We start from the raw sequence: 13,895 nt of genomic DNA, 5'->3' as shown, positions 1-13,895 counted from the left end.
TTTGTATAACTATCGTCGCGCACCCGCATAGCGGGTGGTTTTATGTTGAGTACATTTCCGTTCCTCTGTTGAGAAACTCCAATGCACTCAACAGGGTCTATCCGACCCTTAAAATAAAAAGGGTGTCTTACACAGACACCCCTATTATACTATATTCTTTTCAAAGAAAAAAGGACTAATTGCTTTTTTCCATCTCCACACCGGCGATCCTGATATTCACATCAATCACCTGAAGTCCTGTCATATTCTCAATCGCGGTCTTTACGCGGTCCTGAACCTTCTCGCTGGTTTCCGGAATATTATATCCGTATTTCAGATTCAGAGCCAATTCCACGCTGACATTGTTATCCACGATCTCAGCCTTGACGCCCTTACTCAAATTCTTCATCCCCAGCTTGCTGACCAGCTCATTGGTGATATTTCCCGCCATAGACGCGACCCCCTCTACTTCCGTAGCGGCAAGTCCCGCAATAATGGTAACCACTTCATCCGCGATCTGCACCTCACCCAGATTCCCATCTGCGTGTATCATATATGTGTTCCTAGTCTCTGCCATCCAACTGACCTCCTAAGCATTTCCAAAATCATAACTCCTACTCAATTATACCAGACTTCCCCATATTTGCAACAGTTTTCCGTCCAGCCCCGCCAGACCGCCGGAAGCCACCCAGCCGACCTGACCCGGCCGCCTAACTGACCTAAAGGTTTAGCTGGCCTAACAGCCGGCAAATCACCTGCTGCTAAGGGGCCGGAGCGGGCGGGCGCAGGGGCGGACTCCGGGGACGGGGACAGGTAACGGGAGCCGAATCGCTTCGGCCGGACCTAAGAACAGGTAACTCCGAAGAGGACGAAACCTCTTATTAGCAGGACCCGGAGCAAACTCGCCAAAGGGCGGCTCAAACAGTGCTCCGGGTCCTGCGAGGTTTCGTCCTCTTCTACGTAACCTGTTCTAAGGCCCGGCCTCAAGCGATTCGGCTCCCGTTACCTGTCCCCGTCCCCGGAGTCCGCCCCTGCGCCCGCTCGCTCCTACTTTGGTGATACCTTTATTTCCGAACATCAGCTATTATATAAAGTTTAAAATTATATACAGTATATTTTACCACCAACAGAACCCATTATTCACATAAAACAAAAGAATAGATTATAAAACATTTCCGCCAAAGACAGAGCCAAAGCAGGTGAGGGCTGAGGCGGGTATGCGGCGGCGGGCTTCTGGACGGCCGGACGGGTTGGGGTCGGCGGCCTCCCGGGGAGTCTTATGCTTTGCTGATATTGCTCACACGAGCTGTGGCGGGCCTTAGGGAGAAAGAGCGGGACAGGGGGAACCAAATTTTTGCTTCCTTGCAAAAATTTGAGTGCCTCTGAACCGAGAATTTCTTCAGAAATTCTTGGTGAATAGGCACGATGTTCCTCCTGTCCCGCTCTTTCTCCCTTAGGCCCGGCCAGCGAAGGGTGCGCAATATCAGCAAAGCATAAGACTCCCCGGGAGGCCGCCGACCCCAACCCGTCCGGCCGTCCAGAAGCCCGCCGCCGCATACCCGCCTCAGCCCTCACCGGCCCCAATCCGCCCCAAAGCCGGCCCCAACCTCAATTCCCCGGTAAAAGTTAAATATTCTCAATCTGCCAGTCGATAGGCTGCACCCCGTTCTTTTCGAGAAAGGCATTGGTCTGGCTGAAAGGCCTGCTCCCGAAAAACCCTCTGGATGCTGATAGAGGGCTGGGATGGGGGGCTTCCAGGATCAGATGCCTGGGGTTGTTGAGCATGGCCTTTTTGGACTGGGCCGGGCGTCCCCACAGAATAAATACGATCGGACGGTCCTGATCGTTCAGGGCCCGGATAGCTGCGTCGGTGAATTCTTCCCATCCGATTCCGCGGTGGGAATTCGCCTGATGGGCACGCACAGTCAGTACGGTATTCAGTAACAGGACACCCTGCTCGGCCCATTTTACCAGATAGCCGTTGTTGGGAATGTAGCAGCCGCAGTCATCGTGCAGCTCCTGATAGATATTGACCAGGGAAGGAGGGATCTCCACATCCGGCTTTACGGAAAAGCACAGGCCGTGGGCCTGGCCGTTTCCATGATAGGGATCCTGTCCTAAGATTACTACTTTGACATCATGAAGAGGGGTCAGGTGGAACGCGTTGAACAGGTCGTCCGCGCTGGGGTAGATTCTTCTGGTATTGTACTCGTTCAGGATCGTTTTATGTAATTGGATGTAATATGGTTTCTTGAATTCGGCCGCTAAGGGCTCCAGCCAGTCATTGCTGATCGGTGGCATAGTCTCACTCCTTTTCTTACAGGCGGACGGATACTCCGCGCTGGTTCAGGTATTCTTTTACTTCTTTGATCTCCAGTTCTTTGTAGTGGAACAGGGAGGCTGCCAGCGCGGCGTCTGCGCCGCCCTCCGTGAGCGCTTCCCGGAAGTGTTCTTTTGTACCGGCTCCTCCGGATGCGATGACCGGAACCGAGACACTGCCGGCGATCTGTCTGGTGAGCTCGATATCATAGCCGGCTTTGGTCCCGTCACAGTCCATACTGGTCAGAAGGATCTCTCCTGCTCCCAGCTGCTCGGCCATGCGGGCCCAGGCAACCGCGTCGATTCCCACATCGATCCGGCCGCCGTTTTTATAGATGTTCCAGCCGCTGTTGTCCTCTCTTCGCTTTGCATCGATCGCGACGACCACGCACTGGCTACCGAATTTGTCCGCCGCCTCCCGGATCAGATCCGGATTCTGTATCGCAGAGGAATTGATGGATATCTTATCCGCTCCTTCCCGCAGAAGAGCCCGGAAGTCGTCCACGCTTCGAATCCCGCCGCCTACCGTAAAGGGGATAAATACTTTCTCAGCCACCTTGCGCACCATATCCACTACAGTTTCTCTGGCGTCTGAGGAAGCGGTAATATCCAGAAATACCAGCTCATCCGCACCTGCTTTATCATATGCCGCCGCGATCTCTACCGGATCTCCGGCATCCCGCAGATTCACAAAATTAACGCCTTTTACCACCCGTCCATTATGTACGTCCAGGCATGGAATGATCCGTTTCGTAAACATCTAGCATTCCTCCTTATTTATAGCAGCAAAATTTTTGAGAATCTGCAGCCCCACATCACTGCTCTTCTCCGGATGGAACTGGCAGGCGAACACGTTGCCCTTTTCCACCGAAGCATGAATTCTGGCGCTATAGGCTGTCACAGCCTTTACGATTCCTTCATCCTGCGCACGCAGATAATAGGAATGCACAAAGTATACATAAGGATGTTCCGGCAGCCCCTCAAAGAGACGCCCATTATTCATAAGCTCCAGAGAATTCCAGCCCATATGGGGAATCTTCAGTCCTTCCCGCTTGGGAATCTTTACAATATCGCCCTTTAGTATTCCCAGCCCTTCCACACCCGGACTCTCCTCGCTGTGTTCAAACAACAGCTGGAGTCCCAGACAGATGCCCAGAAATGGAATGTTCCTTCCGGCCACTTCCCGGATCACCTCATCCAGTCCATAAGCCCGCAGATTCGCCATCGCATCCCCAAAGGAACCGACCCCCGGAAGAATCACCTGATCGGCCTTCAAAATGGTATTCCTGTCTCTGGTCAGTACGACCTGCTGCCCCAGGGATACCAGTGCTTTTTCCACGCTCTTAATATTACCTGCGTCATAGTCAATGATCGCTATCATCCGCACCACATCCTTATTTTTTCTGTCCACCAGTGTACCATAAAAAAAGGGACATGTCCATTCCGCCAATTTTTCAAAAGGGGACATGTCCAATTTCTTAAAAGGGGACATGCCCATTCTTCCATACCCATTCTTCCATTATCCTTTCTTCCGGTTCTAAGGTTCCTGAATGAGTACGACTCAGCAGGGACGGGCATCGGAATCTATCCCCAGCACCCATTCGCCAGGGTCCGCCTGTATGGTTTCTGAACGGGCGGCGCTCTCCCCCGGCACCTGGTAAAGTTTGGTATGAACGCGGATAAAATGGGACTTTTGATTGAAGTAGGCAGTTTTTTCAAAGGGGAAACGGATGATCTGGGGATACTGGAACCCTGCGCCCAGCTCCAGGATGAAAAGTTCATGGTTGAGGGTCTGGGACAGCCATTTCAGGTATGTGTCCCAGTCCTGTTCTCCTTTTTCCTCCTCTGTGTAGAGAGGGGTAACGATTCTGGCCTGGTCCAGCGGAGTGTCTATCATCTGGTCGTCTTCCGCCAGAGAGACGATGTAGTAATTTTTTCCGGTTAGCAGGTTATTTAGTGCCTCATAGACACGTTTTCGCATATCCTGGTCGGATTTTGCGGTAATTTCTTCTCCGATCCCGATCAGAATCCGATCTGAGTGTTGTAAATATTCTCTGATTTTTGAACTCATATTGCCTCCTGTTCTGCATATAATGAAAAGGGAAATGTCAGATTTTCCCTTTCGGTTTATGGATTATTACCTATGATCCCCTGAATTTTAACGCTTTAGCGTAGAGAATTCCACAATCTTTTTGGGGCCAATTGCATTTTACCATAAACTGTACTATATTTATACCGTAGTTTTAATCTGTGTTTCTTTAGGGAGGTATTGTGTTATGAAGTGTCAGGTGGTATTGGAATACGCCGGAAGCCGTACGTGTGACAAGGAAGTCATTGATCACGTGAAGAGCATTTGGCTGGAAGCCGGCAACAAAGTGAAAGATATCAAAACCATGGATATCTACTTAAAGCCCGAAGAAAATATGATTTATTACGTAATTAACGAGACAGAGACCGGCAGTTTTCCCATGTAATTACATAAGATCCGAAAGCGCTTCCTCTGCCTTTGGCCGGGAAATGTTCCGGATTGGGAAAGAGTTTAAACAGAATAAGAGAGGGTGCCGCACAAACACAAAGCGTCCATTTTCGGAGACTGTGTTTTCGCGGCACCCGCTTTATTTTTACATCTTTATCAGGCATAGTCTTTTTTGTATACCCTCTGATCGCTTATAGAGGCTTTTCACAGGCCTTTATCCAGGTCAAACCAGAATTCCACTCCGTTCTCATAGTTCTGCACGCCGCATTCCTTGTGGAAAGAATCCATGATGGCTTTTACAATGGACAGGCCGATTCCGCTGCCGCCGTATTCTCTTGTCCTGGCTTTATCCACTTTGTAGAATTTATCCCAGACGTGTCCGATATCCTCCGCAGGGATGGGGATCCCTGTATTGAATACGGAGATTCTTACATTCTTATCCATGGGAATCATTCGGATTTCTATGATTTTTTCGTTGGCTGCGTGATGAATCGCGTTGCTCAGGTAATTGGTAAAGACTTCTTCCACTTTGAATTCATCCGCCCAGACATAGACCGGTTCTTCTTCCTTGAATATCACTTTGATTTCGTTCTGGCGAATCAGGATATCCGTGGACATTAAGATATTCCGGATCAGGGAGGTCATGTCAAACCGCTCCATCTGCACCTTGTCATTGCCGAATTCCAACTGATTCAGGCTGAGCAGATTTTTGACCATCAGATTCATCTTGGATGCCTCATCCATGATGACCTCGCAGTAAAAGTCCCTGCTCTGGTCGTCGTCATTGATGCATTCCTTTAAGCCTTCCGCATAACCCTGGATCAGGGCGATGGGCGTCTTCAATTCATGGGAGACGTTTGAGAGAAATTCTTTTCTCATCTCATCGATCTGGATTTTCTCCTGTATGTCCTTTTGCAGCTCGTTGTTGGCCGTTTTCAGCTTGGATATGGTGTGCTCCAGCGTCTCCGACATCTGGTTCATATGGTGTCCCAGTATATCGATCTCATTTTTACAGACCCTGTGGTACTTGGCGTCAAAGTCTAACTTCGTCATTTTCTCCGATATTTGCGCCAGCTCCAGGATCGGTTCCGTGATCCGCCTGGAGATCAGCCAGATGATCAGCGCACTGACCACGATGATAACCAGCCCGATATATGCCATGAAACGATTGGATATCAGCACACTTTCCTGGATGCTGGATACCGGTGAACGAAGCAGGAACACATCCCCTCTGTCCAGCATTCCCCACATTTCCACATATTCCGTCCCCGAATCCGGATCTATGAACTTGTGAACCGCATAGGGTTCTTTCCCGTCCATGGTAATGTCCGGGTCCGTGATGTAATCATATAACTGGTCCCGCAAGGTGGATTCTTCCTCGTTGGGACAGTACTTCAGCGCACCTCCGTTGGGAGTGACCACATACATGGAAATATTGCCCTTCTGAAGCCGCACTTTTAAAAGCCCCAGACTCTCAGGTGAGGTGAAGTTATTCTCGCTGGCTGCCCGGTTTAACTGGTTGTAGGTACCTACCAGGTCATCCTGTTTCTTCAGGATATAGTAATCCTCCAGAAACACATTGTTAATTACCCAGCCGATTAACAGGGTGGACGCCATGATTATGATAAATATGACGGCCATCTGTATCTTCAATGAATGTCTTTTCATTCTTTCCTCCATGCATGCTCTTTCCCGCACATATAGGTATCCCCGGCAGGTCTTTAGAGTCCTAAGCTAAGGAGCGGGCGCATATTCCGATCACCCTTCCACCTCGAATTTATAGCCCATGCCCCATATAGTCTTGATATAATCCCCCCTGCTGCCCAGCTTGCTTCGAAGTTTCTTCACATGGGTATCGATCGTTCTGGCATCACCGAAGTAATCATAGTTCCAGACATTATTCAGTATCTTTTCCCTGGACAAAGCCAGGCCCTGGTTTTCCATAAAATAGGTAAGCAGCTCGAATTCCTTATAGCTTAATTCCACCGCGCTGCCGTCAATGGTCACGATATGGGCGGCTTTGTTCACCTCGATACCGCCGGCGCTTAAGATATCGTCGGATACGATGGCATTTGCCCTGCGCAGGATCGCCTCCACTCTGGCCACCAGGATCTTCGGACTGAACGGCTTGGTCACATATTCATCCACGCCCAGCTCAAAGCCCTGCAGCTCATCCCGCTCATCCGCTCTGGCTGTCAGCATAATGATGGGCACCCGGGAGTACTGGCGGATCTCCCGGCATACCTGCCATCCGTCCATCTTCGGCATCATCACATCCAGGATGATCAGCGCGATATCTTTCACCTCAAAAAACAGATCTATGGCCTGGGCACCGTCTTCCGCCTCCAGCACCTCATAGTTTTGTTTGGTCAGGAAATCACTGACCAGCTTGCGCATTCTGCTCTCATCATCCACAACCAGTATTTTCAGCCTTTCCATACCAAAGCCTCCTTTTTATCCATTCTGTTATAGGATGATCTCATTCTTTTACATAAGTAGTAACTTTTTCTATGATTACATCGTTTACCGGTTTATCCTTGACTCCGGGTTCCGACGTCTCTACCGCAGCGATGGCGTCTACCACATCCATCCCCTCGAACACCTGCCCGAATACCGTGTGCTTTCCGAATAACCAGGGCGTTCCGCCTTTTTCTTTATATTTATCTATGATCTCCTGAGGCCATTCCATGGACTCCATCTCGGACACCAGGGACTCATCATATTTTTCATTCTGTACTATAAAAAACTGGCTGCCATTGGTGTTACTCCCGGAGTTTGCCATACAAAGCGCCCCCCTCCAGGGATAAAGGCTGTTGGAAAACTCGTCCTCAAATGGTTCCCCCCAGATGCTCTCGCCACCGGTGCCGTCGCCTTTGGGATCGCCGCCCTGAATCATGAATTCATTAATCACCCGGTGGAAGGTCAGACCGTCAAAATATCCGTCCTTCGCATGGGTTACAAAGTTCTCTACCGCTTTGGGCGCCACATCGGGGAAAAGCTTTATCTTAATCGTCCCAAAGTCTTTCACCTGAAGCTCCGCGATCGTATCATTGGCCTTGGGTTCTTCAAACTGATATTCCACATCGATTCCCAGATCCTCCGCCGACGCGGTCTGTCCATCTTCTGCCTCACCGGATTCAGACTGGCCGGTTTTGCTATCCTGGCCTGCAGGAGTCGCTTCCGCCTCAGAGCTCTGCCCAGCGCTGTCCGCGGCGCTGTTATCTTTCGCGTCGTCGGAACCGCAGGCTGCTGCAAACATAGTCATTGCCGCCAGTATTGCGGCAACTAGTAATTTCTTTTTCATCTTTAAAGTCCTCTCTTCTCTTTCTTCTGGATTTTACTGTATCATATTTTTTTTCAAAATTCCATCCTTCTGTCCAACTGTTCAGGGAATTTTCACAAATATCGTACGATTCACGGCCAGTTCCTTTTCCGCCGGCCGTGAATCGTAACCAAATATCTCCTGTATCCGCCCTCTTGCACTTTTAAAGACCAGCTTCTATAATAAGACAAAAGCAACAATGGATCTCAAAGGAAGTGACCGATATGGAAGAATATACGCCCGCCTATTTTACAACCGGAGAATTCGCAAAACTTTGCGGTGTCACCAAACACACCCTGTTTCATTATGACAGTCTGGGCATCTTCTCTCCCGCTGTGCGGCTTGACAATGGATACCGATATTATACCGTAGCACAGATCGAAGTATTCAACGTCATCCATATGCTCAGAGAACTGGATATGCCGCTCTCTGATATCAAGGCCTACCTCGACCGGCGAAGTCCGCAGGAACTGGTCGCCCTGTTAAAAACAGAGGAAGAAAAGCTGCATAACCGCCTGAAAGCCATGCAGCGCATGGAAAAACTGATCCACAGAAAAGCGGATCTCACCTGCCAGGCCATGCAGATCGATCAGCGCTTTATCGGACCTGTGGATATGCCAAAGGCCTATCTGGTTCTGACGGAATCCGTTCCGCTGACAAGTGACCGAAATGTAGCGCTATCCATGGCTAACCATATCCGCTTCTGCGATTCCCATAATATCAGCAGCCCCTATTCCATCGGCTCCCTGATCCGCCACGAAGCCATAGCGGCCGGCAGCTTCGGAGATTACAGCTACTTTTACACACAGTTGATGGAAAAGCCAGGAAAGCTCCCCGTTTTCCAAAAGGAAGCCGGCACCTATCTGACCGCCTACCACACCGGCGGGTATGAAACGCTGTATCAGACCTACGAGCGGATGATGGCTTATGCGCAGAGTACAGGTTACCGGCTGGGAGAATATTTTTATGAGGATGTACTGTTGGATGATCTGTCCGTAAAGGGATATGAAAATTATGTACTGCAGATTTCGATCCTCATTCTGTAGTTAAACCGGACTCAGCCGCTCAGCTGATTTCTTGTACACAGTCAAAAAATCCTGTAAACAGATTGGCTATTCATTTACAGCCATCTGTCCACAGGATTTTAACCCGATCCAATAATCATAGTCTATCTTATATTTGCTGTTCAGAATGATTATAGTAATCTCATTCTAACATCATCGGTCGATATAATATAATCTAATATTGCCTAATTCTGGTCCGCCTCATCACCGGCAATGAAAACACCTGCGCCAATCACGGAAGAAGACACGGCTGAAACAACAATCACCACAACAATGACAATAAAAATAATCCCGATCAGAAAAATAGCCAGAAATGTGCTTCCCTCCGTTGACTCAGAACTTTGTGTCTGTTCGCTGCCGTCCTCCGCGGTAACCGCCTGGGCCGTCTGATCCGCTGCATAGACTTTCTTAACTCCTAACGTAAACGTCCCAATGCATACCCCGATCATCAGAATAAGAAACATCCACAATAAACAAAGAGAACTTTTATTCCTTTTCACCTGAACTGCTTCCATTGGAAAACCCCATTTCTATTTTTCTATTTTCTTTTTTCTCTTAGTCTCAATACTTCATGTACTATTGTATAGTATTTCCCCAAAAGTTTCCAGCCCAATCGAAAAGTTTTTTATTTAACAAAGTAATCACAAACAGCCCACCAGATGACCGCCCGGTACGGACTTGCCAATGGGGGGGAACCCTCCCCTGGCCTACTCTTTCTTCGGACTGCTGCTCTGGCAATGAAAAGAACACTGACTACAGCAGCCGCTGCAGCCGGATCGCCCGGGGCGGTTCTGAATTCCGCAGGATGTACATCCAGCGCATGATCCGTTACGGTACATATAGCGGATCGCCAGCGCATACAGTCCGAGAACTGCCAAACTGATGAGAATCGTAGGTAAATTCATAAGAAAACCTCCTTTTTAACCGCACCGCATGGAGACGGATAACTGAATTCTGATGCAGGATTTCAATTCCAGGAAACCAATGTGACCGCGCTAAGCCCTGACGCCGGCAGGCGTTTCAGCCCTCCTGTGTTTGGCAGCCGGCCGGAAGAGGAGATACAGGAAGCCGATCAGAACCAGAATCGCAAATACAGTACCTGCGCCAAAGCTGTAAGCTCCTAAAATCAATCCGCCCAGCTGATTGATGATCAACGCAATCGCATAGGCCAGAATGGTTTGATAGCCAATCGCGAACCAGGTCCACTTCGCGCTGGCCATTTCCCGTTTGATGGCTCCGATTGCAGCGAAACAAGGGGCGCACAACAGGTTAAAGGCCAGGAAGGACACTGCTGCCATGGCATGAGGGAACATCAGGCTGATCTGTGCCAGCAGTCCCGGATCGGTTTCGGACACTTCCCCCAGGCCAAACAGAACGCCTAAGGTCCCTACTACGTTTTCCTTTGCCACAAGTCCGGATACCGTAGCGACAGTGGCCTGCCAGTTTCCGAATCCCAGCGGTGCGAAGATCGGTGCTACGAACGAACCGATCACGGCCAGAAGGCTGGCGGACTCTTCCACCATCCCAAATCCGCCGTCCGCGAATCCAAAGTTGGACAGGAACCAGATCACGCCGCAGGCCACAAAGATTACGGTACCTGCTTTAATGATGAATGCTTTTCCTCTTTCCCACATGTGAATCAAAACGCCTTTTGCGGCGGGGATATGATACTGTGGCAGCTCCATAACAAAGGGCGCCGGATCTCCGGCGAACATCTTTGTTTTCTTTAAAATGATTCCGGATATCACGACCGTGACCACTCCCAGGAAATACAGCAGGGGACCCATCAGAGTAAACTGCGGGAACATGGCAGCGCCGATCAGTGCAATAATCGGAAGCTTTGCTCCACAGGGGATGAAGGTCGTGGTCATGATGGTCATCCGACGGTCTTTCTCGTTTTCAATAGTCTTTGTGGCCATTACACCGGGAACCCCGCAGCCGGAAGATATCAGCATGGGGATAAAGCTCTTGCCGGACAAACCGAATTTGCGGAAAATCCGGTCCATGATAAAGGCCACACGGGCCATATAACCGCAATCCTCCAGGATGGAGAGGAAGAAGAACAGGATCAGCATCTGCGGAACGAAGCCCAGCACGGCGCCCACGCCGCCGATGATACCGTCAACAATGAGGCCGACCAGCCACGACGCCGCTCCCACACTTTCCAGCCATCCTCCGACAGCCGGCTGAATCCATTCTCCAAAGAAGGTATCATTCGTCCAGTCTGTCACGATCGTCCCCAGCCAGGACACCGACACGAAATACACGATACACATCACCACAAAGAATATCGGCAGTGCCAGAAAACGGTTGGTGACCACCCGGTCTATCTTGTCGGAAGCTGTCATTCCTTTTCTTTGTTTATGTACACATTTCTTCATCAGATTCGTGATGTAGTCGTATCTCTCATTCGTGATGATACTCTCAGAATCATCATCCAGCTCTTTTTCCACCGACGAGATGATCGTCTGAAGCCGATCCTTTGCCGGCTGGTCCAGCCGTATCTCCTCCATCACCTTCTCATCCCGTTCGAACATCTTCACCGCATACCATCGGGTATGTTCCTGCTTCACGACACCTTCATTCAGATCCGCGATCGCATTTAGAGCTTCTTCCACCGGTTTGCCAAACTCATGTCTCGGAGCGGACACTGCTTTGCCAGCCGCCAGACGGATGGCTTTCTCCGCTGCTTCCATGGAGCCTTTTCCCTTCAAAGCGGAGGTCTCCACCACCTCGCAGCCAAGCGCGGCGCCCAGCTTCTTCGTATCGATCTTATCTCCGGACTTTTCTACCAGATCCATCATATTTAGAGCGATTACCACCGGAATTCCAAGTTCGATAATCTGAGTAGTCAGATACAGGTTTCTCTCCAGATTCGTTCCATCCACCAGATTAATGATCGCGTCCGGACGTTCATTGATCAGATAGTTACGGCTTACCACCTCCTCCAGCGTATAAGGGGATAGAGAATAGATTCCCGGAAGGTCCGTGATAATAACATCCTTATGTCCTTTTAACTTCCCCTCTTTTTTCTCCACCGTAACTCCCGGCCAGTTTCCCACATACTGGCTGGAGCCGGTCAGGTCGTTGAACATCGTTGTCTTGCCGCAGTTGGGATTACCTGCCAGAGCAATCTTGATACTCATATGTTTTTCCTCCTTCTGATTGACAGTATTCATGGCAGTGCCATGATCATTCACACACATCCGCTTTTGTTAGTCCCAGCTAACCTCCGCCCTGTAAAATAGAGTTTCGCTTGCGAAACTCTTCGTCTTGTCAAAGCTTTGCGGTTCCCTAAGCCACTTCAATATTTTCCGCCTCATTTTTACGGATCGTCAGCTCATATCCCCTCACATTCACTTCCACGGGGTCGCCAAGAGGCGCCACTTTACGGACATAGATCTGTGTTCCCCTGGTGATCCCCATATCCATAATCCTTCTTTTCAGTGCGCCGGTTCCGTTTAGCTTCATAACAGAAACGGTTTCTCCACATTTAACATCTTTGAGTGTTCTCATTCCCTTACCTCCAGTTCCGCAAAACTGCGGCTATATTTTTTCCGATACTTAACATGCCGTCAGAATACGGTTTGCCATAGATCGGCTGACCGCCACCCGGGTGCCCTTTACATTTACGATCACATTCCCATTCATTTCTGAAACCACCGTAGCCGATGCCCCCTCAACAAACCCCAGATTACGTAAAAACCGTTTCGTGTCGTCCTTCCCTCTGATCGATACAACCGAAACCTCAACTCCCGTCCCTGCCATGGAAAGCGGGATCTGGGCCGCGCATGTCTGCATCGCCTGATTTGTCTGAACAGATTTTCCATGTCCGGTATGTGTAGAAAGTAATGCTGCATGTTCCATACGATTCACCTCAGATTTTCTATTTGAATGTTCCAGGCCACTCCTGTTAGTTCAAGCTAACTTTTTCCGATTAAAAAAATAGAAATTTGTCTAACCATTCTATTTCATCTGCGAGCTTTAATTAGCAGTGGCTAATTCTTTTGTCGTGATAAGTTTACCTCTGCTAACTCAATTTGTCAACCCCTTATATGGAAAAATTTTCTTGTTTCGGATTCGGTTGAAAAACCAGGTTGCAAATGATACTATGTTACTATGATTATTTAGAAGTGTTAATTTCATGGGAGCGATGGTAAATTCACAATAAAGGGGTATGTATATGAAGATACAGGAATCAGGAGAAAATTATCTGGAGACAATTTTGGTTTTAAAATTAAAGCACGGGGCGGTGCGCTCCATTGATGTCGCCAACGAATTATCGTTTTCTAAGCCCAGTGTCAGCCGTGCCGTATCCGTTTTAAAAAGCGCGGGGCATATCACGGTCGATGCGAAAGGGTTGATCGAACTTACGGACACCGGACGCGAGATCGCAGAGACGATCTATGAACGGCATCAGCTTCTGACGGATTATCTGGTGAATATCGGCGTGGATGAAAAGACAGCCGCGGAAGATGCGTGCCGGATCGAACATGTGATCAGTCCCATCACTTTTGAAAAGCTGAAACAGCATGTGCAGAAAGCAAAACTCTAATAATATCGTTCACAGCCTACTGGGAGGGGACTGGCATCTTTCGGCAGTAACGCGGACTCTTCAGGCAGCTGCGTGGAGAAAGGGGCCTGTCCCCATAGGCGCGAACTTAAGAAATTAAACCGGGAAGAATAACCATATGGAATTCGTGATTTTGATTGATTCTATGTCGGTTTCGCATAG

Annotated in this window: 16 protein-coding genes; 3 read left to right on the top strand and 13 right to left on the bottom strand. The window is 49.3% G+C overall.

All coding sequences use genetic code 11. The features are described from left to right. Positions 1-175 precede the first annotated feature (175 nt). From ABC831_RS25875 to ABC831_RS25855, 5 genes are all read right to left on the bottom strand, one after another. Positions 176-556, bottom strand: coding sequence for an Asp23/Gls24 family envelope stress response protein (locus tag ABC831_RS25875; protein WP_158349749.1), 381 nt, complete (start codon positions 554-556; stop codon positions 176-178). Positions 557-1,605: 1,049 nt separating this feature from the next. Beyond that, a complete protein-coding gene (locus ABC831_RS25870; protein ID WP_343250962.1) occupies positions 1,606-2,280 on the bottom strand; it encodes a uracil-DNA glycosylase in 675 nt (224 codons plus the stop codon). 16 nt (positions 2,281-2,296) lie between these two features. Further along, a complete protein-coding gene (hisF, locus tag ABC831_RS25865; protein WP_343250961.1) occupies positions 2,297-3,058 on the bottom strand; it encodes an imidazole glycerol phosphate synthase subunit HisF in 762 nt (253 codons plus the stop codon). Continuing rightward, the gene (gene hisH, locus ABC831_RS25860) at positions 3,059-3,679 is read right to left on the bottom strand and encodes an imidazole glycerol phosphate synthase subunit HisH (protein WP_343250964.1); all 621 of its coding nucleotides are present in this window, start codon (positions 3,677-3,679) and stop codon (positions 3,059-3,061) included. A gap of 180 nt (positions 3,680-3,859) precedes the next feature. Then, positions 3,860-4,369 carry a hypothetical protein gene (locus ABC831_RS25855; RefSeq protein WP_343250960.1) on the bottom strand — a complete coding sequence of 170 codons (510 nt, stop codon included), beginning with the start codon at positions 4,367-4,369 and terminating at the stop codon, positions 3,860-3,862. 205 nt (positions 4,370-4,574) lie between these two features. Between ABC831_RS25855 and ABC831_RS25850 the strand changes: the two genes are divergently transcribed. Then, positions 4,575-4,772 (top strand): DUF6465 family protein, encoded by a 198-nt coding sequence (locus ABC831_RS25850; protein ID WP_343250959.1) that lies wholly within the window; start codon positions 4,575-4,577, stop codon positions 4,770-4,772. Between the two features lie 206 nt (positions 4,773-4,978). Here ABC831_RS25850 and ABC831_RS25845 read toward each other — a convergent pair whose 3' ends face one another. The 3 genes from ABC831_RS25845 to ABC831_RS25835 all read right to left on the bottom strand — a co-directional run bounded on the left by ABC831_RS25845 (position 4,979) and on the right by ABC831_RS25835 (position 8,078). Then, complete coding sequence (locus tag ABC831_RS25845) at positions 4,979-6,442, bottom strand: sensor histidine kinase (RefSeq protein WP_343250958.1); 1,464 nt, start codon at positions 6,440-6,442, stop codon at positions 4,979-4,981. Positions 6,443-6,532: 90 nt separating this feature from the next. Next, entirely contained in the window at positions 6,533-7,213 is a 681-nt protein-coding gene (locus ABC831_RS25840; protein WP_343250957.1) for a response regulator transcription factor, read from the bottom strand. Between the two features lie 40 nt (positions 7,214-7,253). Beyond that, positions 7,254-8,078 (bottom strand): peptidylprolyl isomerase, encoded by an 825-nt coding sequence (locus ABC831_RS25835; RefSeq protein ID WP_343250956.1) that lies wholly within the window; start codon positions 8,076-8,078, stop codon positions 7,254-7,256. Between the two features lie 242 nt (positions 8,079-8,320). On the opposite strand from ABC831_RS25835, the gene ABC831_RS25830 reads away from it, so the two are divergent. Beyond that, positions 8,321-9,142 (top strand): MerR family transcriptional regulator, encoded by an 822-nt coding sequence (locus tag ABC831_RS25830; protein ID WP_343250955.1) that lies wholly within the window; start codon positions 8,321-8,323, stop codon positions 9,140-9,142. A 203-nt stretch (positions 9,143-9,345) separates the two neighbouring features. On the opposite strand, the gene ABC831_RS25825 is transcribed toward ABC831_RS25830, so the two are convergent. The 5 genes from ABC831_RS25825 to ABC831_RS25805 form a co-directional block, all read right to left on the bottom strand. Continuing rightward, positions 9,346-9,624 carry a hypothetical protein gene (locus ABC831_RS25825; RefSeq protein ID WP_343250954.1) on the bottom strand — a complete coding sequence of 93 codons (279 nt, stop codon included), beginning with the start codon at positions 9,622-9,624 and terminating at the stop codon, positions 9,346-9,348. 243 nt (positions 9,625-9,867) lie between these two features. Then, positions 9,868-10,065 carry a hypothetical protein gene (locus ABC831_RS25820; RefSeq protein ID WP_343250953.1) on the bottom strand — a complete coding sequence of 66 codons (198 nt, stop codon included), beginning with the start codon at positions 10,063-10,065 and terminating at the stop codon, positions 9,868-9,870. Between the two features lie 90 nt (positions 10,066-10,155). Continuing rightward, positions 10,156-12,306, bottom strand: a complete 2,151-nt coding sequence (feoB, locus tag ABC831_RS25815; protein WP_343250952.1) for a ferrous iron transport protein B — start codon at positions 12,304-12,306, stop codon at positions 10,156-10,158. A 148-nt stretch (positions 12,307-12,454) separates the two neighbouring features. Next, positions 12,455-12,676, bottom strand: a complete 222-nt coding sequence (locus tag ABC831_RS25810; protein WP_158347382.1) for a FeoA family protein — start codon at positions 12,674-12,676, stop codon at positions 12,455-12,457. Positions 12,677-12,724: 48 nt separating this feature from the next. Then, positions 12,725-12,940, bottom strand: coding sequence for a FeoA family protein (locus ABC831_RS25805; protein WP_343250963.1), 216 nt, complete (start codon positions 12,938-12,940; stop codon positions 12,725-12,727). 403 nt (positions 12,941-13,343) lie between these two features. Between ABC831_RS25805 and ABC831_RS25800 the strand changes: the two genes are divergently transcribed. Further along, on the top strand, positions 13,344-13,715 hold the full coding sequence (locus ABC831_RS25800; RefSeq protein ID WP_343250951.1) for a metal-dependent transcriptional regulator: 372 nt from the start codon (positions 13,344-13,346) through the stop codon (positions 13,713-13,715). Positions 13,716-13,895 lie beyond the last annotated feature (180 nt).

The organism is Diplocloster hominis, from assembly GCF_032380655.1.
In the GTDB taxonomy this organism is placed as follows: Bacteria; Bacillota; Clostridia; order Lachnospirales; family Lachnospiraceae; genus Diplocloster; species Diplocloster hominis.
This window is presented reverse-complemented; position numbering and strand designations above follow the sequence as displayed.

Bases quoted from the DNA above. Each gene is read 5' to 3' on its own strand.
- ABC831_RS25850 (WP_343250959.1), top strand. From the start codon at position 4,575: ATGAAGTGTCAGGTGGTATTGGAATACGCCGGAAGCCGTACGTGTGAC.
- ABC831_RS25840 (WP_343250957.1), bottom strand. From the start codon at position 7,213: ATGGAAAGGCTGAAAATACTGGTTGTGGATGATGAGAGCAGAATGCGC.
- ABC831_RS25820 (WP_343250953.1), bottom strand. From the start codon at position 10,065: ATGAATTTACCTACGATTCTCATCAGTTTGGCAGTTCTCGGACTGTAT.
- hisF (WP_343250961.1), bottom strand. From the start codon at position 3,058: ATGTTTACGAAACGGATCATTCCATGCCTGGACGTACATAATGGACGG.
- ABC831_RS25855 (WP_343250960.1), bottom strand. From the start codon at position 4,369: ATGAGTTCAAAAATCAGAGAATATTTACAACACTCAGATCGGATTCTG.
- ABC831_RS25870 (WP_343250962.1), bottom strand. From the start codon at position 2,280: ATGCCACCGATCAGCAATGACTGGCTGGAGCCCTTAGCGGCCGAATTC.
- ABC831_RS25845 (WP_343250958.1), bottom strand. From the start codon at position 6,442: ATGAAAAGACATTCATTGAAGATACAGATGGCCGTCATATTTATCATA.
- feoB (WP_343250952.1), bottom strand. From the start codon at position 12,306: ATGAGTATCAAGATTGCTCTGGCAGGTAATCCCAACTGCGGCAAGACA.
- ABC831_RS25800 (WP_343250951.1), top strand. From the start codon at position 13,344: ATGAAGATACAGGAATCAGGAGAAAATTATCTGGAGACAATTTTGGTT.
- ABC831_RS25830 (WP_343250955.1), top strand. From the start codon at position 8,321: ATGGAAGAATATACGCCCGCCTATTTTACAACCGGAGAATTCGCAAAA.
- hisH (WP_343250964.1), bottom strand. From the start codon at position 3,679: ATGATAGCGATCATTGACTATGACGCAGGTAATATTAAGAGCGTGGAA.
- ABC831_RS25825 (WP_343250954.1), bottom strand. From the start codon at position 9,624: ATGTTTCTTATTCTGATGATCGGGGTATGCATTGGGACGTTTACGTTA.
- ABC831_RS25810 (WP_158347382.1), bottom strand. From the start codon at position 12,676: ATGAGAACACTCAAAGATGTTAAATGTGGAGAAACCGTTTCTGTTATG.
- ABC831_RS25875 (WP_158349749.1), bottom strand. From the start codon at position 556: ATGGCAGAGACTAGGAACACATATATGATACACGCAGATGGGAATCTG.
- ABC831_RS25835 (WP_343250956.1), bottom strand. From the start codon at position 8,078: ATGAAAAAGAAATTACTAGTTGCCGCAATACTGGCGGCAATGACTATG.